Consider the following 26,428-nt stretch of genomic DNA (forward strand, 5'->3'; position numbering starts at 1 on the left):
GTGAACTGTCGCTGAGCGCGAGACTCGGCCCGGAACAACGGCCGCCCCGGCCCCGCCGCCGCCCCACCCGCCCGGCACCACAGCCGCCGCACAAGGTGCAGAGTGGGGCGCGTGACGACGACGACACGCACCCTGTTCCGACGCAAGCCGATCGACACGATCGATGACGAGACCGGGGGCGAGGGTGGCCTGAAACGGCACCTCGGCCTCTGGCAGCTCACCGCGATCGGCATCGGCGGGATCATCGGCGCGGGGATCTTCACGCTCGCCGGCACGGTCGCGCACAGCGTCGCCGGCCCCGCGGTCCTCATCAGCTTCCTCGTCGCCGGTGTCGCCAGCGCCGCAGCCGCCCTGTCGTACGCCGAGTTCGCCGGCCTCATCCCCAAGGCGGGCAGCGCGTACACCTACGGCTACGCGGTCCTCGGCGAGATCGTCGGGTGGTTCATCGGGTGGGACCTGCTCCTCGAGTACACCGCGATCGTCGCTGTGGTCGCGATCGGCATCTCCGGGTACGTCGGGTTCCTCGTCGGCCAGTTCGGCGTCCACCTGCCGGCCTGGATGCTCGGCGCGCCCGGCACCGGCGACGGGCACGTGATCGACGTGTTCGCGATCATCCTCTGCCTGCTCACCGCGTTCGTGCTCACCCGGGGCATCCGGAGCGCTGCGCGGTTCGAGTTCGTCGCGGTCGGCATCAAGGTCGGCCTCGTCGTCCTCATCGTCGTGCTCGGCGTGTTCCACATCAACAGCGCGAACTACGCGCCGTACTTCCCGTTCGGGTTCGGCGGCGTGATGACGGGGGCCGCGACGGTGTTCTTCGCGGTGTTCGGGTACGACGCCATGTCAACGGCGGCCGAGGAGTCCACCGACGCCCGCAAGCACATGCCGAAGGCGATCCTGCTGTCCCTCGGCATCTCGATGATCCTGTACGTCTTGGCGACGCTGGTCCTCACGGGCATGCAGCGGTACACCGACATCGACCCGGCCTCGGGCTTCTCGTCGGCCTTCGCGTCCGTCGGACTCGGTGGGGTCGCGAACGTCATCGCGATCGGCGCGATCGTCGGCATCGTGACGGTGCTCGTGACGTTCATGCTCGGCGCGAGCCGTGTCTGGTTCTCGATGAGCCGCGACGGCCTCATGCCGAAGTGGTTCGCGAAGACCGACCCGAAGCGCCACGTGCCGACCCGCGTCACCTGGATCCTCGGCATCGCCTCGGCCGTCCTCGCGGGCGTGCTGCCGATCGGGGTGGTCGCCGAACTGACCAACATCGGCATCCTGCTGGCGTTCGTGGTCGTCTGCAGCGCCGTGGTCGTGCTGCGGTACCGCCAACCCGAACTCGACCGTCAGTTCCGGCTCCCGTTCATGCCGGTGATCCCGATCATCGGCGTCATCGCGTCGCTGTGGCTCGTGACGTTCCTGCAGTGGGAGACGTGGGTCCGGTTCGCGGTCTGGTTCGCGATCGGGCTGGGCGTGTACTTCGGCTACTCCCGGAAGCACAGCCAGCTGGCGGGGTCCGAGCCTGCTGCGACGCGGTAGTCCGCGGATCGGCCGGAGAGATCATCAGAGCGGTGGCCGTCGCTCGTGTCCGCCCCAGACGGGTCGGTGGTGTCGCATGTGGTTCCTCGCGATCCCACCTCGTGGAGGACACCGTGTTGCTGCAGGCAGCCCCGACTCCCAGCAGCGCACCGATGGGCTCCTGATCAGACCGAGCGCAGCCGACGCCTCCCACGCAACCGCCGCCTCCGCAGCACGACGACCCACGCCCCGGCGACGGCCGCCACCAGCACCACCACCGCGAGCACCGCCGACACCCGAGCGACGGTCAGGGACCAGGGCGTGAGCTGCGACGGACCGGAGAGGTCGAGCAGCCGCAGCCACACGGTGACCGCTCCCGCAGCCCAGAGCGTCGTGAGCACGAGTGACACCACCCGGCCCCAGCTCACCAGACCGAGGGCCATCACGACGGCGAGGACGGTCATGATCGGCAACCCGTACCGCGTCTGCGGGCGCCCACCCTGCATGACGAAGAACACCTGGACCACGACGAGCAGGACGAACACGGCCAGGAGCATCAGGACGACGAGCGTCCGTTGCACCACCGTCACGTCAGTGTCCACCCGTGCGTCCGGGCCGCGACGAGCCCGAGCCCCAGCCCCGGCCCCAGCCCGATCCTCAGCCCGAGCCCCAGCCCGGGGGCGATGCCGGGCGCCGCGGACCGCGGCGATCAGCAGTGCCACGAGCCCGAGGGCGAGCGGCACGAAGAGCAGCAGCCACGTCCACCCGAGGTAGGCCTCGTCGCCGCGGAAGACGCCGAACAGTCCCTGGTAGAAGTCACGGCTGAGCACCGTGTCCGTGAACCCGGCGGGCGCACGGTGCAGGACCTTCGCGGACCACTCCGGGTGACTCCCCGCGAAGTTGCCGGACAGCTCGCGGTTGCGCAGGTAGAACCACCCCGACGCGGCGGCGGGGGCGGCGACGGCGAGGAGCACCGCTCCGACCCGGCCGGGCCAACCGTTCCAGCCACGCCCACCAGCGAAGCCGCCGCCGAGGCCACCGGCGAACCCGCGCGCGCAGAGGAACGCGACCACCACGGCCGCGACGAACACCACGAACGTGAGGCGGCTGAGCATCCCGCCGGACAGGACGAGCACCGCCCCGATCACGAGGCGCGTGGACAGCCCGCGGAGGATCGCGGTCGCGGCGATCCCCAGCGCGAGCGCCGAGAACACGACGTTCACCAGGTCGTTGTAGACCGCGCTCCCGACGAGCACGAGCATCGGCGTGAGGGCCATGACCGCAGCCGAGGTCACCGCGACGGCCGGACGCGCGGGGACGATCCTCCGGGCAGCCCAGGCCACGGCGACCACCGCGAGCCCCGCGAACACGGCGTTGAGCAGCCGCGCGGCGAACACCGCGGCGAGCAGGTGTCCGGCGTCCCAGAGCGGCCCGACGACCGGTGCGAGCAGCACGTAGAACCCGGGCGGGTGCTGGGCGACCCACTGCACCGGCGGGAGGGAGCCGAACGGCGGCCGGATCGTGAGGCCGTCCTCGAACACCGGCAGGTGCCCGTGCCACACGTCGATGACGTAGTCGAAGTGGGCGGCCTCGTCACCGCCGAGCGGCGCCTTCGCCCCGCCGAGGGCCAGGGACGCGAGGAACGCGAACAGGGCCGCGGCGATCACCCCGACGATGACGGGGTCGAGACGGAGACGGCGCACGGGTCAGGATCCTCCCACACCCGGTGCCCCCGGCGCCTACGCCTCGCGCCGGTGCTTGCCGTTCGCCGCCGTCGGGTCCGCCAGCGGGTGGTTCCGGAACCACCGGAGCAGCTCCCTCGACCGACTGGCGTCGGCGCTGCGGTCCCCGTCGGACAGGAAGTCGCTGAACCCCGCCGGCACGTCGGAGCCGTCCGCCGCACGGTCGTACGCCATGGACCACTCCGGGAAGCGCCGCGTGTGGATGGACTCCTCCGCGAGCAACTGGACCGACCCGTGCCGATCGTCCGCGAGGATCCGCTCGTACGTCGACAGCACCGCGTCGTACGGCCCCTCGAGCAGCTGCATGAAGCGCCCGTTGCGGTGCACGAGGAGCCCGGTCAGGCCGGCCTCGGTGTTGCGCGCGCGGGCCTCGTCGAGGACGGCGGCGAGCGCCTCCTCGTCGAAGGGCGCGGTGGCGGAGCTCATGTAGACGAGCGACTGCAGCATGCCCTCGATCCTGCACGCTCCGGCGGGCGTCCGACGCCCCCAGAACGGGACTACTCGCGGACCTCGCGCATGTTCTGGGCCTGCCACCCCTCGGGGATCGAGGAGCGGAACGCCTGCAGCGCTTCGTCGTAGGTCCGGCCCGTCGCCTCGTGCGGCTTGAGGTCGCGTGCCCGGGCGACCGCGCGGACGGTGGTCTCACCGGTGGCCTTGCTCGTGACGGCGTTCACCTGCTGCAGTTCGAAGCCGTCGAGGTCGAGCGCGGCGATGGCGGCAGCACGGGCTTCCTCGATGTTGTCGCCGCTGCCCTCGGCCTCCTGCGTCGCGGTCGATCGGAGTTCTCCTCGCAGTGTCGTCACGGTCCCAGTATCCCGCGGTGTCGGACGGGGCTGGCACGATTGACCCGTGCCAGCCGCCCCGATGATCGACGCCGTCGACGTCATCCGTTTCGTCGGACCGCAGGCCTTCGGTCGTGCACGCGACGTGGTGCGCGCCGGCCTGGTCGACGACGTCGTCTGGCACGACGACGACGGCACGGTCACGGGGGTCGTCTCGGGCTCGGCGGACGATCCGTACGAGCTGCGCGTCGAGACGACCCCGGCCCGCGGCGAGTTCGTCCGTCCGGTCCGGAGCACCTGCACCTGCCCGCTCGGCGGCGACTGCAAGCACGTCGCCGCGGCGCTCCTCACCGTCAACGCACGGGCGTTGGCCGCCGCCGCGGGCCCGCGCGCTGAACCCCCGGCTCCCCCGCCGTCGGACTGGAGGCACGACCTCGCCCGTCTCGCTGGTGACGACGAGCAGCTGGTCGCCCCGCAGGGCACGCCGATGGGTCTGCAGTTCGAGTTGCGTGACGCGGTGTCGGCGCGGCTCGCCGCTCGCGCTCGCGCTGCGGGGCGAGCGCTCCCGGCGGCGTCGCGGTCCGTGCGGCTGGGCGTCCGCCCGGTCACCCGGAGCGACGCCGGCAACTGGGTGCGGGGGCAGTTGACGTGGGGCACGCTCCCGTACTCGATGAACCGGCTCGACCTCTCCCCCGAGCAGCACGGGTGGTTCGTCCAGTTCGCCGCGCTCCACCGGGCGGGGCAGCTCGCCGGGCTCCCGGGCGAGGCCGACTGGATCCACCTCGACGACTTCGGCAGCCCACTGCTCTGGCCGTTGCTCGCCCAGGCGCCAGCGCTCGGGATCGCGTTCGTCACGGGGAAGCGCGAGGGCGGGGCCGTGCTCGGGTCCGAGGCGCGGGTGCTCCTCGACGTCGCCCGACACGACGACGCGCTGGTGATCGGCGCGAGTGCGGTGCTCGACGGTCGGCCGGCGGCGGAGGGCGCCGCGCGGATGATCGGGGACCACGGCGTCTACGTCTTCCGCGAGAGCCCCGAGTTCCACGTCGCGTTCGCCCCGACGCCCACGGCGGTCCCGGACGACCAGCGTCGGATGCTCGTGGAGGGTTCCCGGATCACGGTGCCGGGCTCCGAGGTCGAGGAGTTCCTGGCGGACTGGTCCCCCAGGCTCCGAGGCGCACTCGGGCTGGTCAGTTCGGACGGGTCGATCGAGCTTCCCGAACGGACGCCACCGGAACTCGTGCTCACGGCGACGTTCGAGCCGGCCCGGGCACCGCGGACGGACGACCGCGTGCACCTGCAGTGGCGGTGGCACGTCGACGGGCGGAAGGACCCGGTCGCACTGCACGGGCCGCTCCCCGACCTGTCCGGCCTCCGCGCGGCCGACGATGCCCCGGCAGCTCCGACCACGCCCGCCTCGACGGAGGCGACCGCCGACGGGCCGACGGACGACGGGGCGAACCGACCCGCGCCTCCAGGCCGTGCCGCACCGGACCCGGGCACCGGACCCGGCGGCGGTCTCGCGTGGTTCGCGGACGGCACCGTCGAGGGCGCCGACGTCGCCGTGTTCGCGAACGAGCTGCTGCCGGAGCTGCCCGCCCTCGGCGTCCGCACCGTGGTGCAGGGCGAGCGGATCGACTACGAGCGGCTGACCGGCCGACCACACATCCGCGTGACGACGATGCCGTCGGACAAGCACGACTGGTTCGACCTCGGGATCTTCGTGACCGTGAACGGGAAGCAGGTGCCGTTCACGCCACTGCTGCGGGCGCTCGCGAAACGGGACCGCCGGATGAAGCTCGTCGACAACTCGTACCTGTCCCTCGCCGACCCGGCGTTCGACCGGTTGAAGGAGCTCATCGACGAGGCCCGCGACCTCGACGAGTGGGAACCCGACCAGCCGATGACGGTGACGCCGTTGCAGGCGGGCATCTGGTCCGAGTTCGACCAGCTCGCCGACGAGACCGCGCACGACGAGCGGTGGCAGGCGATCGCCAACGGGCTGCTCGACGCCACACCGCCGGGTCCGGTCGAGGTCCCGGCGTCGCTGCACGCCGAGCTCCGGCCGTACCAGCACGCCGGGTACGCGTGGCTGTCGTTCCTGCTCGCGCACGGCGTCGGTGGGGTGCTCGCCGACGACATGGGGCTCGGCAAGACCCTGCAGGTGCTCGCGACGATCGCGGCCGCCCGGCAGGGTGCACCGGACGGCGCGCCGTTCCTCGTCGTCGCGCCGACGTCGGTCGTCGGCAACTGGGCGGCGGAGGCGGCACGGTTCACGCCCTCGCTCCGCGTGACGACGATCGGTTCGACGACGCTGAAGGACCCGTCGCTGGTGGCGCGGGCCGCGGCGTCCTCCGACGTCGTCGTGACGAGCTACGCGCTGCTGCGGCTCGACGCGCCCGCCTACACGGACCTGTCCTGGGCAGCCCTGGTGCTCGACGAGGCACAGTTCGTGAAGAACCCGCAGTCGCAGACGCACCGGGTCGCGGTCGACCTCCGCGCCCCGGTGAAGTTCGCAGTGACCGGCACGCCGCTCGAGAACGGGCTCACCGACCTCTGGGCGCTGTTCCACATCGTCGCGCCGGGGCTGCTGTCCTCGTGGTCGCGGTTCGGCGACGACTACGTGAAGCCCCTCGCGTCGCCCGACCTCCGCGGCCAGGCCCGCAAGGACCTCACCGAACGGCTGCGGCGTCGGATCCGGCCGCTCATGCTCCGGCGGACGAAGGAGAGCGTCGCCGCCGACCTCCCGCCGAAGCAGGAGCAGGTCGTCCGGGTGACGCTCGACCCGGCGCACCGCGCGCTCTACGAGACGACGTTGAACCGGGAGCGTCTCAAGGTCCTCGACCTCATCGACGATCTCCCCCGCAACCGGATGATCGTGTTCCGGTCGCTGACGCTGCTGCGGATGTTGGCACTGTCGCCGGCACTCGTCGACGGTTCGGCTCCGGATCCGGCGCCCTCCGCCAAGCTCGAACTGTTGCTCGACGAACTCGAGCAACTCGCCGCGGAGGGCCGCCGTGCCCTGGTGTTCAGCCAGTTCACGTCGTTCCTCCGCATGGTCGCCACGGCGCTCGACGACCGCGGCATCGGGTACGAGTACCTGGACGGCTCGACTCGGCGTCGCCCGGAGGTCATCGACCGCTTCCGGAACGGGACCGCCCCGGCGTTCCTCATCTCGCTCAAGGCCGGCGGGTTCGGGCTCACCCTGACCGAAGCCGACACCGTGTTCGTGCTCGACCCGTGGTGGAACCCGGCCGCCGAGAACCAGGCGGTCGACCGGACGCACCGCATCGGTCAGACCCGGTCGGTGAACGTGCAGCGGTTCATCGCGGAGGACACCATCGAGGAGAAGGTCCTCGCGCTGGCGTCGAAGAAGTCGGAGCTGTTCTCGACGATGATCGACGACGACGCGCTCTTCGCCGACGACCTGACGGCCGACGACATCCGGTCACTGCTGGAGTGAGCCGCGGGCGTCCGCGACACGACCGCAGCACGGACGTGAGGCGCGGTGCGAGCCCGCACCGCGCCTCCCGTCCGCCGTGCTCAGCGCCCGAGCGCGTCGATCGCCGAGACCTCGTCCGGTGACAGCTCGATGGCGGCACCGGCAGCGTTCGAGCGGATCCGCTCCGGGTTCGACGACTTCGGGATCACCACGAACCCGTGCGCGACGTGCCACGCGACGATGACCTGCGCGCTGTCGGCGTCGTGCGCCTTCGCGATGTCGAGCAGCGTCGGGTCCTGCAGGTTGCTCGCCTTGAACGGGCTGTAGCCCTCGAGGACGACGCCGCGGTCGCGCAACCCGTCCGCGACGCTCCGGTCGTACTCGACGGGGCTCCACTTGATCTGGTTCACGGCCGGGGTCGTCCCGGTCGCCTGCACCAGCTCGTCGATCTGCGCCAGGGAGTAGTTGCTCACGCCCACGGCACGGGTGAGTCCGTCGGCCTGCGCCTGCACGACCTGCTCCCACACGTCCGGACGGGCCTCGCCGTTCGGCGGCCAGTGCACGAGCCAGAGGTCGAGGTGGTCGAGCCCGAGCTGGTCGAGGCTCTCCTCGATGGTCTCCCGGACGCGGTCGGCGTTCTCCGGCGGCAGCTTGGTCGTCACGAAGACGTCGTCGCGGGCGAGGCCGGAGTCGGCGATCGCCTTCCCGACGCCGCGCTGGTTGCGGTAGCCGGTGGCGGTGTCGATGTGGCGGTAGCCGACCTCCAGCGCTGCACCCACCGCAGCGGGCGCCTCGGCGTCGGGGATCTGCCAGGTGCCGAAGCCGAGGAGCGGCATCGACCCACCGGTGACGGACACGGACGGGTTCGCATGATCGGTCATGGTCCGTGTCTACCCCGTGGTCCGGCGGAGCCTCAGAGGGACGACGCCCACGCCGCTGCCGTGACCACGTCGGCCTGGCGCGGGAACACCTTCTCGGTGAGGACGCGGTGCACCTCGGCGTCGCCGTCGACGCACGCGTCGGAGAGGACGGTGAGGCCGAAGTCGAGGTCAGCCGCCTGGCGCAGCGTCGACAGCACGACGCCGCTCGTGGCGATGCCGGCGAGGACCAGCTCCCGGACCTCCAGGCCGCGGAGCAGCACCTCGAGGTCGGAGCCCGCGAACGCACTCACACGGCGCTTCGTGACGACGATGTCGTCGTCGCGCAGCCCGAACGCCGGGTGGATGTCCGTCGCCTCCGGTGCTTGGGAGGCCACGCGCTCGCGCATGCCGCCGAACGTCCGGTTCGACCGCGCGGCCTCGGGCGCGCCGGGGCGGAACGCGACCCGGACGAACAGCACCGGGATACCGTGCTCGCGGGCGGCCGACACCGCTGCCGTCGCCGCGGCCAGACCCTCCTCGCTCCCGAGTCGCTCGACGATGCTGTTCTGGTAGTCCATGACGAGGAGTGCGCTGCTCACCCGCACGACGGTACCCGTGCTCCCCGACGCTCCGCTCACGTCACGGGCGATGTCGCCGGTGTCGGGCATGATCGTGGGGCCGTCCGGCACGCACCACCGCACCACCAGGAGCACCACCCACGCATGACGTCCCGTCGACGCCGCACCCGCACCACCCTCACCTCCGTCCTCGTCGTCCTCGCACTCGCCGTCGGCGGGTACGCGCTGCACAGCGCCGGGGTGCTCGCGCCGGATGCCGACGCCGCCCCCGCTCCCACCGCGGCGACGGACGCACCCACCATCACCACGAAACCCGGCGCGCCGGGGACGACCCGCGCCTCCCGTCCGGCCACCGACGCCCAGGACGCGGCGACCGCACGCGCCCTGCTCGCCCGCCTGCCCGTCAAGGGCAAGGCCCCGGCGACCGGGTACGACCGCGTCGGGGACTTCGGTACCGCCTGGCTGGACGTCGACCAGAACGGGTGCGACACCCGGAACGACGTGCTCGCGCGGGACCTCACTGCGGTCACCCGCCGGGGGCCGTGCACCGTGCTGACCGGCGCGCTCGTGTCGCCGTACACCGGGGCGACGATCCACTTCGTGCGCGGGGACACGACGTCGACGCTCGTGCAGATCGACCACGTGGTCGCGCTCGAGAACGCGTGGCGGACCGGAGCGCAGCGGCTCTCACAGGCCGACCGCGAGGCGCTGGCGAACGACCCGGAGAACCTGTTCGCCGTCGACGGTCGGTCCAACTCGCAGAAGGGCTCCGGCGACGCCGCGACGTGGCTGCCGGCGGACCGGTCGTTCCGCTGCACGTACATCGAGCACCAGGTCACCGTGAAGACGAAGTACCACCTGTGGGTCACGCCCGCTGAACGGGACGCGATGGCCGGCATCCTCGAGCACTGCTGAGCGGACGCCGCCGGGTCCCCACGATCAGCGACGCTGCCCGGACACGGGCCGTTCCCGTCGGGCGGCTCGCCCCTCACGCGCGAACCAGATGATCGACGCGACGAGCGCCACCAGCGCGAGCCGTGCGCACCACAGGAGCGCCGGGTTCGGCGTCGCCGCCAGCGGTAGCCCGACCAGCACGCCCACCGCCCGCAGCAACCGGCCGGTCCGTCCGACGTACCCGGTGTCCTCACTCGGGACCGCGACGACCACCGCGATCGAGAACGCCACGATCGCGAGGAACATCGCGCCGCCCGCCGCCGCGACCCGGCTGCTCCCCCGCGCACCGATCAGCGCGCCCACGAGGGACACGACGGGCAGCACCACGAGCATGTCGACGAGCCAGGCGAGCAGCAGGGCGCACGCGGAGAGGAGCCCGAACACCAGGGAGAGGAACCACCCGCTCTGATCGCCGTCGCGCACCACCAGGACGACACCGAACGGGAACGCGAGGACGACCACGATGAGCTCGAGCAGCAGGAGGTCGAGGAACGACCGTCGCAGCTGCCGCGTGGTCCGCGCTCCGGCAGCGCGGCGGTTGCGTGTCACCACGTCGTTCAACGGGTTGTACCGGAGTCCGGTCACCAGGCCCGCGGCCGCCATCGCCGACACCACACCGGTGATGCCGTCGCCCCAGTCCGGTGCTGGTGCGAGTGTCAGGTACGCGATCTCCCCCACGGCCGCGAGTGCGATCACCGCACCGATGACGAGCAGGACCGCGTGCCGCCGGGTCCCGTCCGACACGATCCCGAGCATCCCCACGGGACAGCACTCTATCCACCTCGACGCTCCGGGGATCTGCCCGCCGACTGGCCAGTGCCCGGGTGCAGCCTGGAGGCGCGGCGCAGCTCCGGCAGGCGTGGCAAGCTGCTGGGACGGCTGAGCAACGCACCGCGCCGCAGGCATTCGCGCTCCTCCAGATCGCGCGGTTCAGGCTCCGAGTGCGGTGAGCGCCGTGGCCCACCAGTAGCCGAGCAACGCTCCGGCCGGTACCGCCAGCACCGCGAGACGGCGGCCCGTCCGGAGCAGCCGGCGGCGGTGCTGCGCCTCGGCGATCTCCCGTTCGAGTCGTTCGAACCGCTGCACGTGACGCAGCGTGTCGTTGAGGACCACCGCATCCACGTGCCACGTCCCGCGCTCCTCAGCGAGCATGGAGAGGTACCGCACCGCCTGGTCCGAGTGCGCCCGGGGCAGCCCGGTGATCCACGGACCGACCTGCTCTGGCGTCAACGTGACGACGGCCGGCTGCTTCTCGCCGAAGCGGACCCGCGCTGCCGCGACCACGATGACCGGCTGCACGACGATGGGCCCACCGGCCGCTGCGGACAGCAGGGCGGTGGCCCGCTCGCCCTCGGTGAGCGCCCGGTGGGCATGCGGGGTCCGCTGCCCGTTCACCAGGAACGTGCGACCGCCGACCCAGACGTCCTGCCCGGAGTGGTTCTTCGTGTTGATCGAGAACACCCCTGTCGGACCGATCACGACGTGGTCGATGTCGGTCGACCGCTTCCCGACCGGCACGGCGTGCAGCACCGTGAACCCGGGACCGAGCGCGTCGAGTGCACGGGCGACGTCGCGCTCCCCGATCGCTCCCTTGAACCACGAGCGGGCGTCGTCGTGCAGCGGATCGTGGCCCCAGAACCGCTGCCACCGTGAGCGTGCCGGAGCGCCGGCCTGGATCGCGAGGCACTCCTGCATGACCGCGTACCCGGGCTTGCGTGCCCGGAGCGTCAGCGGAGCGCCACCTCGTGCTTCCCCCATGCCCCCACCGTTCCAGGACCGCGGGGACCGGACCAGCCCTCGTTCAGGGGCGGGCGCTCCGCGGACCGGCGCTCCTGATGGTTCACCGCGTCCGACGCATCACCAGAAGGTCCCCGCGCCGAAGAAGATGCTGATGAAGGCGAGAGCACCCAGGACAAGCCCCGTCACCGCCATTGCCGCCCCGCGCCGCACTCGATTCGCCCGGATGATGCCGCAGATGCCGAAGATGATCGCCAGCACGTCCGGGATCCCGCCGAGCAGCAAGCCGATGAAGAACGGCACGCCGGTCACCAGGAAACCGAAGATCCCGAGCACGAGCGCTGCCACAGCCAACCCGTTCCCGGGCTGCTGCACGTACGGCGCCTCGTGCGGGTACCGCGGACGAGGTGAGTAGCTCACAGGACGTGGTGGGCGATGAGCTTGCCCAAGTAGGTGATGTCGAACCTGCCCTTGAACTCGAAACGTACCTTGCCGAGCCCGCTGAACCAGAGTTCGAGCTCCGCGTCGAGGTCGAACGTGCCGGCCGTCTCGACGGAGAAGGCCTGGATCTTCCCGTACGGCAGCGAGCTGAAGTCACGCTTCTTCCCGGTGATGCCCTGGACGTTGACGGCGATGATGCGCTTGTCAGTGAAGACGACGAAGTCCCGGATGGTCTTCGCCGCCACGAGAACCTGCTCGCCGTCGAGGAGCAGGCCGGCAATCTGCGGCACGATCTCGGCCGGATCACACTGCGCGAGTTTGAACAAGGAGCCGTTGGTGAAGTCGATCACGACAGGACCGTACCGTCGACGCTCGTGCTCTCGAAGCGACGACACCCTCCCAGTTCTGGGGATCCCTCGATTCTTCGCGCACGACAACACTGGAGTGCTGTCAGTCGACGATCAGGGGGACGACGATGCCGTTGGGCGGTTCAGGGCCACGAGACTGGTCCCCTCCCGAGTACCCGACTCGCCCGCGACCGGGACGACGAGGGGCCTCGCCGTTCCTGAACACCGGGACCGTGCGGCGCCCGACCCGGCCCTGGGCGTGGGCCGCCCTCGCGATGCTGCTCGGTGCGGGCAGCATGGTGATCGCGGTCTTCGAGCCGCAACGAGCCGGTATCCAGTCCGGCTTCATCGTGTCCACGATCGGCATCACGGCAATCGTCCTCGGGGTGAAGGCCGTCAAGGTGTCACGCTGGGGTTCGGCGACTGTTCGCGCATTCGGTCGGGGTGGCGCCATCCTCGGCACGGCGGGGACCGCGCTCATGGCGTACGCCGTCATCGCTGCGATGCTCGTCGGCGTCGGAGTGCGGCTTCCGGCCCTGTCTTTCCCGACCGTGGGTGGCGATTCGTACCTCGCAGCATCGGTCGTACCGCCCCGTGCCACTGTGCCCAGTCCTTCCCGGTCTGCATCGACACCCGCCGCCGCCCCCGCGGCGCAGGGCTCGGCGGGCGGTCAAGCGCCAGCTGCGCAAGGAGCGAGCGCAGGTCAGGCGGCTGTCCCCGCGGCGCCTTCTGCGCCCCCGACTGTTCAAGCGGAGCGGTCCGCCCTGGCTCAGAGTGCCGGATCGCTGGCGTTCGTCATGAACCAGGCGTTCGGGAGCGGACCGTTCCCGTCGACTCTCATGGTGGGAGGTTCTGCACCAGAGCGGATCATGACCGCTGGCGGATCATCCCTGGCCGCCGTGCCGGACGGCACGCGGATCGTCTACTCGGTCTCGCCGGACGGTTCGTCCTGGGCTGTCACGCTCGTCGGGGCACGGTTCGGCGCGGTCGCGACGTACAGCTCGACGGTCGGCACCGTTCAAGTGGGATGACGGCACCCGACTCCGTGATCAGGGTTCGACGAGCTCGATGAACCGCGACAGCAGCGACAGCCCTGCGATCGAGGGCGGCAGCCCCGTGGTGAGCGCGGGTGAGTGCACGAGGTACGCCGCCCACTTCGCCCGGGACAGCGCCACGTTCAACCGGTTCGGCATGAGCAGGAAGTCGAGCCCGCGCGGGATGTCAGCAGCGCTCGACGCCGCGAGGGACACGATCGACACGACCGCCTCGCGCCCCTGGAACAGGTCGACGGTGCCGACCTGGGTCCCGCGGAGCCCGGCACGGTCGAGCGCCACACGGATCACCGCCCCCTGCGCGTTGTAGGGCGCAACGACGATGACGTCCTCGTCCGTGAGCGTCCGCGTGACATCGCCGTCGACCCACCGGCGCCCGACGAGGTCCTGGGCGATGGCGACGACGCGCTCCGCTTCCTCCGGCGACGACGTCGTGTTCCCCGCGTGCACGACCGGGACGGGGTGCACGCCGGGGTCGACGTCGTCGAGGTGCCGGCCGGATGCCATCGACGTCAGTTGCCCGTCGTACGACAGGGCCGACACCGAGGCCGTGAGCGCGGGTTCCATCCGACGGGTCCGGGCGAGGAAGTACCCGAACGCGTCCGGGAGCACGTGCTGGCCGTCGGCGAGCCACCCGAGCGCGGACTCGTCGACCGGCTCCGGGTGCGACCCCTGCGACACCTGCGGCAACTGCTGCGGGTCGCCGAGGAGCAGCAGCCGGGTCGCCGCGACCGATGAGGCGATCGTCGGCGCGAGCGAGAACTGGCCGGCTTCGTCGACCACGAGCAGGTCGAGGGAGCGGCGCTCGATCGTCGATTCGTTTGCGAACGTCCACGCCGTCCCGCCCACGACCCCTCCGGTACCGGAGGCCTCGCACGACGACAGGAACGCGGCGATCGCGGCGCCGTTCCTCGCGGGGGTCCACGCCGCGGCCTCGACCTCCTCCGGGTCGGCGCCGCTCTTCGGTACCTTGACGACCCGGTCGGCGGGGACCCCGGCGGCGATCACGGCGTCGAGGAAGTTCTCACTCGTCGCGTGGGACTGCCCGACGACGCCGACGCGCCAGCCGTGCTCGCGGACGAGCCGCGCCACGACGTTCGACCCGACGTACGTCTTGCCCGTGCCGGGAGGACCCTGGATCGCCAGGTACGACCGGTCGAGGCCGAGCAGCGTCGCGACCACCGCAGACACCGTGTCGTCGCCCTGCACGGGAACGATCGGACCGCGCGGCGGTACCCGTCGCAGCAGGTCGAGGGCGGGATCGGGCAGCATCGACGGCAGCTCGTCGAGCACCGACTGCCCCCACCAGGCGATCGCCTCGGGCTGAGGTTTCGCGCGCGGCGGCGCCGAGGGGGCCAGGGCGACCGGAAAGTCGTCGTGCGGCTCGCCACCGGTCGGCAGCCGTTCGAGCAGCAGGACCTCCGTCGCGTCGCCGTCGTCACGCACGTCGAGGACGAGCGCGCGGTCCGACGCACCCTTCGAGCCCGGGCCCGGCGAGGTGACCGACGGCGGGAGCGGGTCGTCGTAGACGAGGTGGGGCGCGCCTCCAGGCCGGAGCCGCGAACCCGGCGCGAGCGTCCCCGACAACCGGATCTCCCGCGACTGCGTGCGCTTGCCAGGCGGCGTGCCCCAGTCCCGCTCGACCGATGCGCGTTCCACGATGAGGACGTCCCGCGTGTCCGCCCAGTCGTCCACCGGGTTCCGGAGCCGGTCGAAGTGGTCCTGCCAGAACGTCTTCGCCTCACGCCGGTGGTAGTCGATCGCCGCGGCCGCGAGCGCCAGCGCCGTCTGGTCGGGCGTCCGGTCGAGCGCGTCGACGTCGTCGAGCTGGGCGGCGAGCGCCACGTACACCGGGTTCGGTTCGCGCTCGACGGGGATCTCCGGCACGTCGAGCGCGACCTCGGCGTCGCCCGGCGCGGCGTCGGTCCGCAACGACAGCAGCCAGTCCCGGAGCCGCAGCGTGGACCGGCAGTCGTACGCGTTGTAGTCGGCGACCTCGTCGAGCATGTGCTGGCCCGCGGCGGGGTCGCCGTTCCGGAGTTCCTCGATGGCGTCGACGTACGCGGTGATGCTGTCCGCGGCGTTCGTGACGTCGCTGAGCCGGAGGTCCTCCCCCATGTACAGCGGCTCGAGCTTCTTGATCGAGTAGCTGTGGCTGCCGACCACGAGCGCCTTGCGGACGATCGGGTACAGGTCCACGAGGACGCCCGCGCGCAGCAGGTCGTCGACCGCGTCCTCACCGACGCCGTGCCGTGCCGCCAGGGACAGCAGGTGCGTCCGTTCGTACGCGGCGTAGTGGTAGATGTGCATGCCGGGGAACTGCTCGCGGCGCTGGCGGACGAACTCGAGGAAGTCGACGAGCGCCTGCCGCTCATCGCGCACCGTGTGGGCCCAGAACGCGGTGAAGTCGGCCCGGTCGTCGACGAGGCCGAACAGGTAGTCGAGGCCCCAGTGCACGCCGTCCTCGGTGTGCAGCGGGTCGCCCTCGAAGTCGAAGAACACGTCGCCCGGGTCCGGTGTCGGGATCGCGTCGAGGGCGTGCGGGTCGAGGACCTCGAAGAGCGGCTTGGTCACGTGACCGGTGTCGGGTCGAGGGTGCTCCGTGTCGCGTCGCGCGTGCTCGGCCGCGTTTCCCGCGTGCTCGGCCGCGTTTCGCGCGTGCTCCGTGCCGACCTGGAGGCGCGCCTGACGCACCAGCCGATCCTGGGTCGACCGGGACAAGCCCGGCACGGCCGCGGTGCGATCCGCCAGGTCGTCGATCGTCCGCAGCCCCTGCCGGATCAGCTTCGTCCGTTGATCGAGTCGCATGCCCGCGACGAGGACGAGGTCGCGGTGCTCCTCCACCTGGGTGGTGCAGACGTCGCACCGACCGCAGGAGCCGTACCGCGGATCACCCCACGCGAGCGGTTCGTCCGCAGCCAGGCGCTCCGCGATGACACGCTGCAGCTCGGCGCGCTGCGTCCGGTACACGGGCGCGATGTCGGCGAAATCGTGCGTTGTCGTGGTCCGGTCGCCGAGCACGAGGTGCACCTGGGTTCCGGTGGGGATGCCGTGCGCCTGCATCTGCTCCGCGTACGCCGCAAGCTGCAGCAGGGCGCTGATCTTGGCGTGCCGGGCGAGTTTCGTGTCGTACACCTCGTACTCGCCACGGTCGTTGCGGATGATGAAGTCCGCGAAGCCGATGAAGCCCGGCGCATCCGCGGCGGCTGGGGCGTGGAAGGTCGGCTGGTACAGGACGTCGGCCCCGTTCCGCATCGCCACGAGCGCCTGTTCCGCCGCTTGTGCGTACCCGGCCGGTTCGGGCCGGTCGAACTCGACGACCCGGTGCGTCTGCTTGAGGATCGCGAGGTAGTCCAGCTCGTGCTGGTCGCCGAGACGGGCCGTGCGCTCGAGCATGTCGTCGTGGGTCTCGGGCAGGGGTTCGCCCCGGCCGAGCTTGGTGTCCATGCGGCGGAGGAACGCCCACTCGCACGCGGCCCAGGTGGAGAGGTCGCTCGGGCTGAGCAGCACGTGCCCGTCGCTGCCGATCTGCATGGGTGTGAGCCTAGGGGCGGCCGCCGACACGGATTCCCCGTCGATCGGTTCCTGCCCCGGTCTCCCCCGAAGGGGGCATGGACTTCGCGCGCCTGCGCACAGAAACTGAGAACTTCACTAGTTTTTCATCGGAGCCCTACCGTGACCCCCATTTTGAAGCAGTACCGCGCTCCCTGGGCGGTCGCTGGTGCGTTGGCGATCATCCTCACGTTGAGTGCATGCAGTTCCGCCGCGCCCGAGGCGGCAGGATCGACGGCCGCATCATCATCGTCGGCGTCGGCGTCGGCAGCCGCAGTACACGCGGCAGCAGAGCGGAAGGCCGACGCTGCGAAGAAGGCTGCGGAGGAGAAGGCCCGGCAGGAGGCAGCCGCAGCAAAAGCCGCCGCTGCCAAGGCCGCCGCCGACGCCAAGGCCGCCGCCGACGCCAAGGCAGCTGCCGACGCCAAGGCAGCTGCCGACGCGAAGACAGCTGCGGACGCCGCGGCGGCCGCAGCTGCGGCGAATGCGGCAGCACAACCCGCTGCTGCGTCCGGTGGCGGATCCGTGTACTACGAGAACTGCGACGCTGTTCGAGCCGCAGGTGCCGCGCCGATCACTGTCGGCCAGCCCGGCTACTCCCGGAAGCTCGACCGTGATGGCGACGGCATCGGCTGCGAGGACTGACCGAGGGTCGTGCGCCCTGTACCGAGCCCATCCTCACTGTCGACTGACCTGATCAGCGGGGCGCCAGCGGCGCGAACCGCGGCCCCTCGTAGCCGTCCCGCGAGACCCACGCCGTGAAGTCCGCCTGCGACCGCACCCAATGCCCCCGCTCGCCGTACTGCGCCTGGTACACGACAACGGGCTCCTCAGTCTCGACGTCCCGCGCGACGAGCACGACCTCGTACTCCCCGCCCTTGAAGTGGCGGTACCGGCCGGGCGTCACGTCGTCAGTCACGTGCCGATGCTACGGCCACCGAGGCACGCTCATAGACTCTGGCCATGACCGAGCAGGCACGGACGGAGCGCGGCCTCGACCGCCTGGTGAACTTCTCCGACGCGACCGTCGCGATCGCGATCACCATCCTGATCCTGCCGCTGGTCGACATCGCCGGCGAGCTGTCCGATCACCACAGCGCCGGCGAGCTACTGCGGAAGAACTGGCCGGCGCTCATCGAGTTCTTCGTCACGTTCTGGGTCATCGCGCGCTTCTGGACCCTGCACCACCAGGCCTTCGAACACGTCCGCTCCTACAACCGGCGGTTGGTCCAGCTGAACTTCGTCTGGCTCGTGAGCATCGTGTTCCTGCCCTTCGCCGCGAACCTGCTCAACACGAGCTCGGGCGGGGACCGCGTGGCGCACGCGCTCTATATCGGCACCATGGTCGTCACGAGTGTGACGCTGTCCTTGATCGAGTTCGAGCTCCGCCGCTCGCCCGAACTGCTGTCGAGCCCGCTGGGCGACTCGCGACGTGGACCGATCGCCGCCGGACTGCTCGCGCTCGCGCTCGTGCTGTCCCTGGTCTTCCCGTCGGTGGGGCTCTACTGGGTTCTGCTGCTCCTCCTGCAGGGTCCCCTCACGATGCTGCTCCCGAAGCCGCGCACGTAACCGCTCGGCCAGCGGATCCCGGCGGCGAGCCCTGCCGGCCGCGGTCAGCAGGAGCGCCCGTCAACGTGACGTGCCCTCGAGGGCGATCCGTGCGCCGAACCCGACGATCGCGACGCCCGCGACGCCGTCGATCGTCCGCGCCACCCGCCGCTTGGACAGCCACGCGCGGAACCGCTGGGCCACGAGGGTGAGCAGCGTCAGCCAAGCCGCGCCGAGTACGACGTGCACGCCGGCGAGCGCGATGCCCCACGTGATCTGGGGCGCCCCGGCAGGGATGAACTGCGGCAGCAGCGCGACGTAGAATGCACCCATCTTGGGGTTGAGCAGGTTCGTCATCGTGCCCTGCCGCCACCCGCCGAGGAACGAGTCCGTCGTCCCCGTCGCCGGCTGCTCGGCGTCGTGCGACGAGCCACCGCGGATCGCCGACCAGAGCATCCGGCCGCCGATGTACACGAGGTAGGCGGCTCCGACGAAGCGGAGCACGTCGTACGCGAGCTCGGAGGCGAGCAGGATGGCGCTCACCCCAGCGGCCGCGAGCACACCCCAGGCCATGGTGCCGGTCTGGATGCCTGCGATGACGCCCCACGCTCGTCGACGGCCGCCCAGTGCGGCACTCCGCAGCACGAGCGCTGTGTCGAGGCCGGGGGTCACGGTGAGCACAGCCACCACGAGTGCGAAGGACCAGAGGACGGTGATCGAGGGCAGCACCTCAGCAGCTTAGGCGTCGCCGCCGAGTTGGGCAGGTGTCCTGCGCAGCGACGAGGTCGAGAACGTCGTGGCGGGAATGCTCGATGTCCACGGTCGCGCCCTCGCTGGCGGGACCCTGCGGACTGGTCTGCACGCCGTGACGAGCGGCGCAACGACGACAAGCGATGCCGAGTTCGCGGATGAATTGCCTCCCGTGTCGGAAGGCGCCTGCCCTCCCGAGCGACCTATTCTCTGCAGAAAGCCCCTACGGAAGATCGGTGGGGCGCGGATTGAGAGGGGTTCCGAGCTTCGGCACATTGCCCGGAACGCAGTGTCCCCACACGAGGAGGCTCGCCAAGTCCGTGCCGGACTGGAACTCCACCCCGAACCCGTCCGCCGCAGTCCCGCCGTTGTAGCCGTTCGGGTACGAGACGACGGTTCGCGGAGGTCGCAACGTGTCGTCGTGCTGGACGGGAACACCGTCCAACCCCACATCGGTCTTCAACGCCTTCGCGACACGTCGAGTCACGTCGTCGGCTGCTGCGGGCAGCGGATGCTTGCGGATTGCCGTGAGCGTGAATTGAGCGCCGTCCTCGCCGTTCGACGAGCACCCCAACCAGCTCGATTGAGTTCCCGCCTCCCACCCTTCTTCGCCGACGACCGACTTCACCGCTCGGAAGATGCTCATCACGTTTTCGTGGGACTGTTCCGGGGTCATCGAGGAGTTCTTGCTCGCAGGGGCATGCGGACCGGTGTCGGAGCAGGCGGTCAAGATGAGCAATGCAGAGGCGACGAATGCGCCCATCAGTGTCAAGCGTCTACAGCGTGGGGTCACCCGTGATTCCTTTCTTTCATTCCTCCACGACCCGTTGACCGTTTCCACAGGAGATCCGTCGGGCGCGGGTTCAGAGGTGTGCCGAGCTCGGGTGGGTCTTCGGGCAGGCAATTCCCGTAGATGCTGACCCCGACGAAGCCGGGGTCAGTTTCGAACAGAAAACGTCAAGCGCATGCTGATGTGACTCCTGCACCGTCATGGCTGTTTCCTCGCTCCCGGGGACATGTGCTCCGGTGCCCGAACGACCCGCGAGGAGGGCCGCGAAGAGTGCGCAAGAGAGCCCCGGGGCGAACCATCGGTCTTCGCGACGACTCACAGCGGCGAATGCACTACGGGAGATCCGTAGGGCTCGGGTTCAGCGGGGTGCCGAGCTTCGGCGGGTCACCCGGTACGCAGTGACCGTAGATGATCGTGGCGGCGTAGTCCGTGCCGGACTGGAACTGGATGCCGAACCCGTCCTCCGCCGTGCCCCCGTTGTACCCGTTCGGATACCCGATCACGGTCCGCGGTGGTCGCAACGTCGTGTCGTGCTGCACACGGACGTTGTCATAGCCGGAGGCTTCGAGCGCGGCGGCGACCCGTTTCGTCACCGCATCCGGCGAGGCATCCAGCGGTGACCGGCGTGCCGCGTACAGGCTGAACTGGGAACTGCCGGACTTCGACTGGCAGGCACCCCATGATGACTCGAAATCGTCATCCCATCCGTCGTCGCCGACAACGCTCTTGATCGTGTCGAACACGTCGATGACGTTCTGATGGGCTTGTTCGGGGGTCATTGCCGAGTCCTTGGTTGCGTTGTCCGACGGGTCCGATCCTGCGCAGCCGGTCACGATGAGTGCCACCGAGATCGCGATGGCGGGGCCGAGAGCGCCGCGCTTACAGTGTCGGATCACCGGTGAGTCCTGTCTGCCACTCGTACATGAACCAATCGTTCTTCGTCTGTTGCCGCATGCGATCAAATGGCGCGCCCTCTTCAGGGATCGTATCGCCGAGCCCCATCGCTGCTCGGGCGGTGTTGTACTGCGCGGTCGTGCCGTTGTCGAAGTACGAGTACCGGCCGTCGTCGTTGCCTTCTTGACCGTCGTACGGGCCGTGATGGGTGATGCCGCGCAGCGCATCCGCACCAGTCCCTTGCGTCTCGGAACTGAAGTCGTGGGCGCCCCAAGACGGGTCAGTCGGGTCCTGCCGACCGGAGAGGTTCTGACCGGTGACCGCCCACCCGTCTTTCGCCCCTTGGCTCGCGAACACTTCGCCTTTCGGAACGTGGAGTGCGTCAGCGTTGGGCGCAACATCCGTGACCCCGGCGGAACCGAGGAGAACAACATGGTCGGCGTGGGTCTTCGTCAGCGCAATCGTCGCGACGTTCGTTCCGTAGGAGTGCGCGACCACGGACAGATCCGCGTCCTTGCCGGACGCAGCCCGGACGGCGTCGAAGCCGTCTAGGTCCGCGGTGAGGGCATGAGCTCCCGTTTGGGCACGCCCGTTCGCGACGACCGACGCGAACGACAGGTCATCCGCCATCGGGCCGTGATAGCCGATCCACGATACGACAGCCACGTCATTGATTCGGGCGCTTGCGACCAGCGCCTCTTGCCGGCGCAGCCCGTTCGCGATCGTCGCATAGTCGAGAACCGTGCCGTCCTGGTACGTCGCTGTGTTCATTCCGGGCACGATGTACGTCACATGCGTCGCGGTGTCCATGTCGCCGGCGACGATCTGCGCCAACGGCGGGCGGTCATCGACGAGCGAGATGAGGGAGACGGCCTTCTGGTCCAACGTCCTCTGAACGTTCTGGTAGCCATCGCGCTGCCGTTCCCAGATCTGGAGCTGTGCTCTCGCAGCTGCAGCAGCCCCTGGGCTCCCGGCGGTGTTCAACTGCTTCTCCCAGTACGACGTCTTCTGCTTCGCTTCGCCGAGCTTTTCGGCGAGCACAGTCTCGTTCGCGCGCGCCCGCGCCCAGTAGCCGACACCGTTGAGGTTCCCGATCACCGCGGGAAGTGCCGCGACGAACGCGTCCTGCTCGGGAGCGTGCGCACCCTCCTGCCCCGACATCGCTCTCCACCAGGCCGCCACTTCCTTCGCGTCCATCCGCGCCATGCGGGTGGCAATCGTCGGATCGTCCTGCAACGCGGCGATCGACTCCTTGTCGAGCGTGCCGAGCCACGTGAGGAACTGCCCGTCACTCATCTTCGCCACGGCCGCGGCCGACTTGAGCTTGCCGACGACCTCCGGAGTTTCCAGAGCGGACGCAACACGACGATCAGCGGCAACGCGCCGCATCACGAGTTCTTCCCACTGCACCGACAACCGCCCCTGCAGCCCGGCAAGGCTCGCCGCTCCGTTCTGCAGCTGGTGCAGCCTCGCCGTGTCGGACTCCACCGCGTCCGCGCTCTGAACGGTCGCGGTCGCCTCACTGATTGCGCGGGCGTTCGCTGCAACCTCATCCGCCGTGTTCTGTTGCGCGGTCTTTACACGGTGCGCTTCGTCCTGGATCTGCTGGACCTCGCGTGCGTACGAGTCCAATGCTGACGCAGCAGCATCGAGCCGGGCTGCGGTGCGCTGCGCACTCGCGGGCACGGTCGCCGCGACCGCGACGAAGCGCTCCTGCGCTTTCCCGTGCCATCCGGACTGCGCCGCCTCTGCAGCGTTCACCACGTGCCGAGCCCCCGCACGAACAGCGTCAGCGTGCTGCGTGTGCAAGCGTGCGAGGCGGCGGATACCGTCCGGATCGCCAGCTGTCGGATCGGCAGTCACTGCAGCTTCCCCGCCAAACCCGCGTCCGTCTCCTCCATCGCCGTAACAGCATCCTGTACGAACTGGCTCAACGCGTCGGCATCCTCACGAAGCGAACGAACCATCGCGTCCTGCGCCCGCGCCGAGGACCCGAACGCCGACGCGACCAGATCGGATCCGAGGCATCCGCTGTCCGTCCCGGAGAGCGCACGCTCCGAACTGAACTCGGCCGCCGCGGTCTTCGCCTTCGACGCAACTGAGTGCATCACCGACGCATCAATCGTCAGGTCCCCCAAGGCTGCCCCTTCCCCCATCAACCCGGTAGAAGTCTAAACCCGGCGCATCGGCCGGGGCTGGCGGGTCAGCGCGAGCCGGCCCATCCGATCATCACGACGAACGGGGGCAGCCTCGAGAGTGAATCCCACCGCGCCTTCGCGCGTTCATTCCCGAGACGACGCCTTCCCCTTAGGTGGCGGAGGGTCCCCCCAGCGAACCCTCCGACATCGAGCGCACCGACCCAGCGCGGGCATCACATGGCGGCGGCGTGAGCGATCAGGGCCTGCTCGCTCAGCGCGACGAGGTCGTCGGCGCGGAGGGCCGGCCAGCCGTGCAGCAGCGCCCGTCACTCACCTGGCAGAGCGCTCGCCCCGTAGAGCGCTCCCGCCAGGCCACCCGCGATCGCCGCCACGGTATCCGTGTCGTTGCCCGTACGGACAGCGCTGATGAGACCGTCCTCGAGACTCGTGCTCCGCTTGACCGCCGCGTAGGCCGCCTGGAACGCCGAGACGACCCAGCCGTTCGAGTCCGTGAAGTCGACCGGCTCCGAGTGCTCCGCTGTGACGATGCGGTCCACCCAGATCCGCCGTCTGTCGAGGTCCAGCAGGTCCAGGCCAGCCATGATGTCGAGCTCGCCGGTGAGGATGACCTTCCGGATCGCGACGCACCAGAGGACGCACGCGTCCCCCGCGTCGGACTCGTAGTGCGTGAGGTCGCTGACGGCTCGAGCGGCCTCGGCCAGTCGGAGCTCTTCGTCGGCCGCACCCGTCACGTACCCGAGCGCCAGCGGCGCAGTCCGCATGAGCGAGCCGTTGCCCGCCGATCGGCCCGTGTACTCGTGTTCCTGCCGGGCCGAGGCGCGTGAAGCGGAGGCGATCCGTGCCTCCAGGCCGGTGAGGACGTTGCGCGTCTGGATGCCGACGTCGGGCGCGTCTCGCGCCCAGTCGGCCCAGGCTGCCACCAAGCCGTCGAGCGCGGCCTCGCTGGCGGGGTCGAGGCCGCGGGCGAGCGTTCGGAGGATCGGGACTGCCATGCTCGTGTCGTCGGTCCACTCCCCTGGTGCCCAACCGAACGAGCCGCCGCCCACCATGCGGATCGGGGTGGGTTCGGGCACGGGGGGACGGAACTCGTAGCCGGCACCGAGGGCGTCCCCGGCGGCGGAGCCGAGGACGGCGCCGATCGCGCGGTCGCGGGTGGTGGGGTTCATGGCCGTTCGCCTTCCGGTACGGTTTTGCGCGATCGTGCGCTAATGAGCCACAACTGTTGCACGGTGTGGAGGTTTACGCAAGGGTGCGTAAACTTCGTCATCGTGAGCACGCCCGAGTACCGCGATCCTGCCGGCAAGCGTCTTGTCGACTACCCACGGCCGTCCGTCGCTGTGGACACAGCGGTCCTCACCGTGCCTGTGCGGGAACCGCTGTCGGTGCTGCAGGTGCGCGATGCAGTGGACGGGGACTGGCGACTGCCGGGGACGTTCGTGCACGAGGGTGAGCGGTTGGCCTCGGCGGTACTGCGGTCGCTCGCCGACAAGGCCGGCGTGACCGGGCTGGCACCGTCGCAGTTGCACGTGTTCGACGACCCCTCGCGGGACAGTCGGGGGTGGGTGCTGTCGGTGGCGCACCTCGATGTCGTGCCCGCTTCGTCGCTGTCCGCCGGGCTCGATGATTCGCGGGCGCGGCTCGTGCCGGTCGACGACGCGACGGGGATGGTGCACGGGCACGAAGAGATCGTGGCATTCGCAGTGGCCTCCTTGCGAGCGGTCTACGGTGCGGCGCCGGACCCGCGGGGGCTCGCGGCCGAGCCGTTCACGATGACCGAGCTGCGGCGGGTGCACCAAGCGGTGGCGGGGCGGGCGTTGCAGCCGGACTCGTTCCGGAGGGCGATGCTGCCCGGGCTCGTGGCGACGGAGGAGAAGCGGGCGGAGGGGCCGGGGAAGCCTGCGGCGACGTACCGGCGAGCAGATCGTCCGTAGCGCCGTCGTTCCTGCACATTCAGCTCCGTCCGCCGATCGACCACAGCCCGTTTGCTCCAAGCGTCGGACGCTCCTTCGACCGCGGACACTGCTCACGATGGAGCAATGGGAAGCTGACGAAGCACGTCGACGGCACATGGCGCGCTTCGGCAGGCGAGACACGGCGCCAGAGCTCGCGTTGCGACGAGAGCTGCACCGCCGCGGGCGACGCTTCTTCGTGGATCGGCCGGTGAGCAAGCGCTGTCGAGTGCGGCCCGACCTGGTCTTTCCACGCGCCCGGATCGCGGTGTTCGTCGATGGGTGTTTCTGGCACTAATGCGAGCAGCACGCGCACCTGCCGAAGGCCAACGCCGAACTGTGGCGTCGGAAGCTGCTGGCGAACCGGCAGCGGGATGCGCGGAACGAGGCGATCCTCGTGTCCGAGGGATGGAAGGTGCTGCGCTTCTGGGAACACGGGGATCCACGCACTTCGGCGGCGAGGATCGAGCGGGAGCTCCATCGGTGGGACAGCATCACTCGGTCATCTCGAACGGCCATGGAGAGGCTCGATCCGCGCTTCAGCGGCGCACACGAATGACGCGCTCCCGAAACCGACCACCGATCCGCCGCTCCCCACCAACCACGAGTCCGCGTTCCGTCCCCATCGACCAAGGCGGAGTCGTGCGTCCGATGACGATCACCGAAGCGGCGACCGGACGATCTCCCAGCGTCGGCGTCCAGCGGCGCTCGTCAGCCCGCCGTTCGCTCGACCCCGTCGATCTCCTCGTAGGCGTCACGAAGGCGCCCCGTGACGTCGATGCCCGCAGCCTCCGCCTGCCGCACGAGGATCGCGTACGAGTTCGTGTGCTCCACCCGCCGTCCCAACGCTTCGGTCTCCGCTCGCCCGACCTCACGCGCCCAGGCGAGATCGTAGTTCGTCGCATCGAAGAGCAGGAACAGTGCGGCGTCGAAGTCCCACGACCGGAATGCCGAGAAGTTCTGCGATCGTCTGTCTTCGAACCGCACGAGGCGCGCCTTCACTTGCAGCCGGCGCCCGTCGGCGGTCCGGAGATCGAAGCTCTTCTCCGAGTTCGGCGCGAGTTCGCCGCCGTACGCTCGCAACGCAAGACTCTCCGCGAGGTCCCCGAGCGGCGAGTTGCGCGTCCGGACGAGTCCGCGCCGGATCAGCTCGTCGATCACAGCCACCGAAGAAGCGAGCAGCTGCCGGACGGTCAGCGTGGCGGGGTCGAACGGCGGACGGTGCGCGGACATGCGCTGAGCCTACGAGGTGACCAGGACTCGGACTGGAGGCGCGGCACCAGCCCGCACCGCGCCTCCAGTCCGACCCGCGCCGTGTCCGCGACCTGCCCGGGCGCGAGAC

General features: G+C 70.2%; 26 protein-coding genes. 8 read left to right on the forward strand and 18 right to left on the reverse strand.

Annotated features, from left to right (window positions below; all coding sequences use genetic code 11):
- Positions 1-111 precede the first annotated feature (111 nt).
- Positions 112-1,533, forward strand: coding sequence for an amino acid permease (locus ACTJKO_RS12860; protein ID WP_440689292.1), 1,422 nt, complete (start codon positions 112-114; stop codon positions 1,531-1,533).
- Between the two features lie 164 nt (positions 1,534-1,697).
- Here the strand turns inward: ACTJKO_RS12860 and ACTJKO_RS12865 are convergent, their stop codons facing one another.
- Genes ACTJKO_RS12865 through ACTJKO_RS12875 form a run of 3 tightly spaced genes read right to left on the reverse strand, consistent with a single transcriptional unit; the run spans position 1,698 to position 4,057 of the window.
- Positions 1,698-3,215, reverse strand: coding sequence for a hypothetical protein (locus tag ACTJKO_RS12865; RefSeq protein ID WP_440689294.1), 1,518 nt, complete (start codon positions 3,213-3,215; stop codon positions 1,698-1,700).
- Positions 3,216-3,251: 36 nt separating this feature from the next.
- Entirely contained in the window at positions 3,252-3,701 is a 450-nt protein-coding gene (locus ACTJKO_RS12870) for a BLUF domain-containing protein (protein WP_440689296.1), read from the reverse strand.
- A 50-nt stretch (positions 3,702-3,751) separates the two neighbouring features.
- Positions 3,752-4,057 carry a hypothetical protein gene (locus ACTJKO_RS12875; RefSeq protein ID WP_440689298.1) on the reverse strand — a complete coding sequence of 102 codons (306 nt, stop codon included), beginning with the start codon at positions 4,055-4,057 and terminating at the stop codon, positions 3,752-3,754.
- A gap of 46 nt (positions 4,058-4,103) precedes the next feature.
- On the opposite strand from ACTJKO_RS12875, the gene ACTJKO_RS12880 reads away from it, so the two are divergent.
- Positions 4,104-7,496 (forward strand): SNF2-related protein, encoded by a 3,393-nt coding sequence (locus tag ACTJKO_RS12880; protein WP_440689300.1) that lies wholly within the window; start codon positions 4,104-4,106, stop codon positions 7,494-7,496.
- An 80-nt stretch (positions 7,497-7,576) separates the two neighbouring features.
- Here ACTJKO_RS12880 and ACTJKO_RS12885 read toward each other — a convergent pair whose 3' ends face one another.
- Together ACTJKO_RS12885 and ACTJKO_RS12890 are read right to left on the reverse strand one after the other, a co-directional pair.
- Entirely contained in the window at positions 7,577-8,356 is a 780-nt protein-coding gene (locus tag ACTJKO_RS12885; protein ID WP_440689302.1) for an aldo/keto reductase, read from the reverse strand.
- A gap of 32 nt (positions 8,357-8,388) precedes the next feature.
- Positions 8,389-8,934, reverse strand: coding sequence for a cysteine hydrolase family protein (locus ACTJKO_RS12890; RefSeq protein WP_440689304.1), 546 nt, complete (start codon positions 8,932-8,934; stop codon positions 8,389-8,391).
- A 123-nt stretch (positions 8,935-9,057) separates the two neighbouring features.
- On the opposite strand from ACTJKO_RS12890, the gene ACTJKO_RS12895 reads away from it, so the two are divergent.
- On the forward strand, positions 9,058-9,828 hold the full coding sequence (locus ACTJKO_RS12895; RefSeq protein WP_440689306.1) for an HNH endonuclease family protein: 771 nt from the start codon (positions 9,058-9,060) through the stop codon (positions 9,826-9,828).
- Positions 9,829-9,852: 24 nt separating this feature from the next.
- Here the strand turns inward: ACTJKO_RS12895 and ACTJKO_RS12900 are convergent, their stop codons facing one another.
- The 4 genes from ACTJKO_RS12900 to ACTJKO_RS12915 all read right to left on the reverse strand — a co-directional run bounded on the left by ACTJKO_RS12900 (position 9,853) and on the right by ACTJKO_RS12915 (position 12,395).
- Positions 9,853-10,629 (reverse strand): hypothetical protein, encoded by a 777-nt coding sequence (locus ACTJKO_RS12900; protein WP_440689308.1) that lies wholly within the window; start codon positions 10,627-10,629, stop codon positions 9,853-9,855.
- Positions 10,630-10,797: 168 nt separating this feature from the next.
- On the reverse strand, positions 10,798-11,625 hold the full coding sequence (locus ACTJKO_RS12905; protein WP_440689310.1) for a nuclease-related domain-containing protein: 828 nt from the start codon (positions 11,623-11,625) through the stop codon (positions 10,798-10,800).
- Between the two features lie 99 nt (positions 11,626-11,724).
- Positions 11,725-11,952: a hypothetical protein gene (locus ACTJKO_RS12910; RefSeq protein WP_440689312.1), complete on the reverse strand. Its 228-nt coding sequence runs from the start codon at positions 11,950-11,952 to the stop codon at positions 11,725-11,727.
- A 68-nt stretch (positions 11,953-12,020) separates the two neighbouring features.
- Entirely contained in the window at positions 12,021-12,395 is a 375-nt protein-coding gene (locus ACTJKO_RS12915; protein ID WP_440689314.1) for a PH domain-containing protein, read from the reverse strand.
- Between the two features lie 293 nt (positions 12,396-12,688).
- Between ACTJKO_RS12915 and ACTJKO_RS12920 the strand changes: the two genes are divergently transcribed.
- A complete protein-coding gene (locus ACTJKO_RS12920) occupies positions 12,689-13,423 on the forward strand; it encodes a hypothetical protein (protein ID WP_440689316.1) in 735 nt (244 codons plus the stop codon).
- Positions 13,424-13,441: 18 nt separating this feature from the next.
- Here ACTJKO_RS12920 and ACTJKO_RS12925 read toward each other — a convergent pair whose 3' ends face one another.
- Entirely contained in the window at positions 13,442-16,978 is a 3,537-nt protein-coding gene (locus ACTJKO_RS12925) for a TM0106 family RecB-like putative nuclease (protein WP_440689318.1), read from the reverse strand.
- Between the two features lie 141 nt (positions 16,979-17,119).
- On the opposite strand from ACTJKO_RS12925, the gene ACTJKO_RS12930 reads away from it, so the two are divergent.
- Positions 17,120-17,641, forward strand: a complete 522-nt coding sequence (locus ACTJKO_RS12930) for an excalibur calcium-binding domain-containing protein (RefSeq protein WP_440689320.1) — start codon at positions 17,120-17,122, stop codon at positions 17,639-17,641.
- Between the two features lie 52 nt (positions 17,642-17,693).
- On the opposite strand, the gene ACTJKO_RS12935 is transcribed toward ACTJKO_RS12930, so the two are convergent.
- The gene (locus ACTJKO_RS12935; RefSeq protein WP_440689322.1) at positions 17,694-17,915 is read right to left on the reverse strand and encodes a DUF1653 domain-containing protein; all 222 of its coding nucleotides are present in this window, start codon (positions 17,913-17,915) and stop codon (positions 17,694-17,696) included.
- 44 nt (positions 17,916-17,959) lie between these two features.
- On the opposite strand from ACTJKO_RS12935, the gene ACTJKO_RS12940 reads away from it, so the two are divergent.
- Entirely contained in the window at positions 17,960-18,565 is a 606-nt protein-coding gene (locus ACTJKO_RS12940; RefSeq protein WP_440689324.1) for a TMEM175 family protein, read from the forward strand.
- 60 nt (positions 18,566-18,625) lie between these two features.
- On the opposite strand, the gene ACTJKO_RS12945 is transcribed toward ACTJKO_RS12940, so the two are convergent.
- From ACTJKO_RS12945 to ACTJKO_RS12970, 6 genes are all read right to left on the reverse strand, one after another.
- Complete coding sequence (locus ACTJKO_RS12945; RefSeq protein ID WP_440689326.1) at positions 18,626-19,273, reverse strand: LysE family translocator; 648 nt, start codon at positions 19,271-19,273, stop codon at positions 18,626-18,628.
- Between the two features lie 244 nt (positions 19,274-19,517).
- Positions 19,518-20,057, reverse strand: a complete 540-nt coding sequence (locus ACTJKO_RS12950; RefSeq protein ID WP_440689328.1) for a hypothetical protein — start codon at positions 20,055-20,057, stop codon at positions 19,518-19,520.
- A 359-nt stretch (positions 20,058-20,416) separates the two neighbouring features.
- Positions 20,417-20,929 (reverse strand): hypothetical protein, encoded by a 513-nt coding sequence (locus tag ACTJKO_RS12955; protein WP_440689330.1) that lies wholly within the window; start codon positions 20,927-20,929, stop codon positions 20,417-20,419.
- A 34-nt stretch (positions 20,930-20,963) separates the two neighbouring features.
- The gene (locus ACTJKO_RS12960) at positions 20,964-22,742 is read right to left on the reverse strand and encodes an alpha/beta hydrolase (protein WP_440689332.1); all 1,779 of its coding nucleotides are present in this window, start codon (positions 22,740-22,742) and stop codon (positions 20,964-20,966) included.
- Between the two features lie 95 nt (positions 22,743-22,837).
- Positions 22,838-23,116 carry a hypothetical protein gene (locus ACTJKO_RS12965; RefSeq protein WP_440689334.1) on the reverse strand — a complete coding sequence of 93 codons (279 nt, stop codon included), beginning with the start codon at positions 23,114-23,116 and terminating at the stop codon, positions 22,838-22,840.
- A gap of 326 nt (positions 23,117-23,442) precedes the next feature.
- Positions 23,443-24,303 carry an ADP-ribosylglycohydrolase family protein gene (locus ACTJKO_RS12970; RefSeq protein ID WP_440689336.1) on the reverse strand — a complete coding sequence of 287 codons (861 nt, stop codon included), beginning with the start codon at positions 24,301-24,303 and terminating at the stop codon, positions 23,443-23,445.
- A 102-nt stretch (positions 24,304-24,405) separates the two neighbouring features.
- Between ACTJKO_RS12970 and ACTJKO_RS12975 the strand changes: the two genes are divergently transcribed.
- Positions 24,406-25,068, forward strand: a complete 663-nt coding sequence (locus ACTJKO_RS12975; RefSeq protein WP_440689338.1) for an NUDIX hydrolase — start codon at positions 24,406-24,408, stop codon at positions 25,066-25,068.
- 136 nt (positions 25,069-25,204) lie between these two features.
- Entirely contained in the window at positions 25,205-25,384 is a 180-nt protein-coding gene (locus ACTJKO_RS12980; protein WP_440689364.1) for a hypothetical protein, read from the forward strand.
- 413 nt (positions 25,385-25,797) lie between these two features.
- On the opposite strand, the gene ACTJKO_RS12985 is transcribed toward ACTJKO_RS12980, so the two are convergent.
- Positions 25,798-26,319: a DUF6998 domain-containing protein gene (locus tag ACTJKO_RS12985; RefSeq protein ID WP_440689340.1), complete on the reverse strand. Its 522-nt coding sequence runs from the start codon at positions 26,317-26,319 to the stop codon at positions 25,798-25,800.
- Positions 26,320-26,428: the final 109 nt, after the last annotated feature.

Source organism: Curtobacterium sp. 22159 (genome assembly GCF_052045775.1).
GTDB lineage: Bacteria > Actinomycetota > Actinomycetes > Actinomycetales > Microbacteriaceae > Curtobacterium.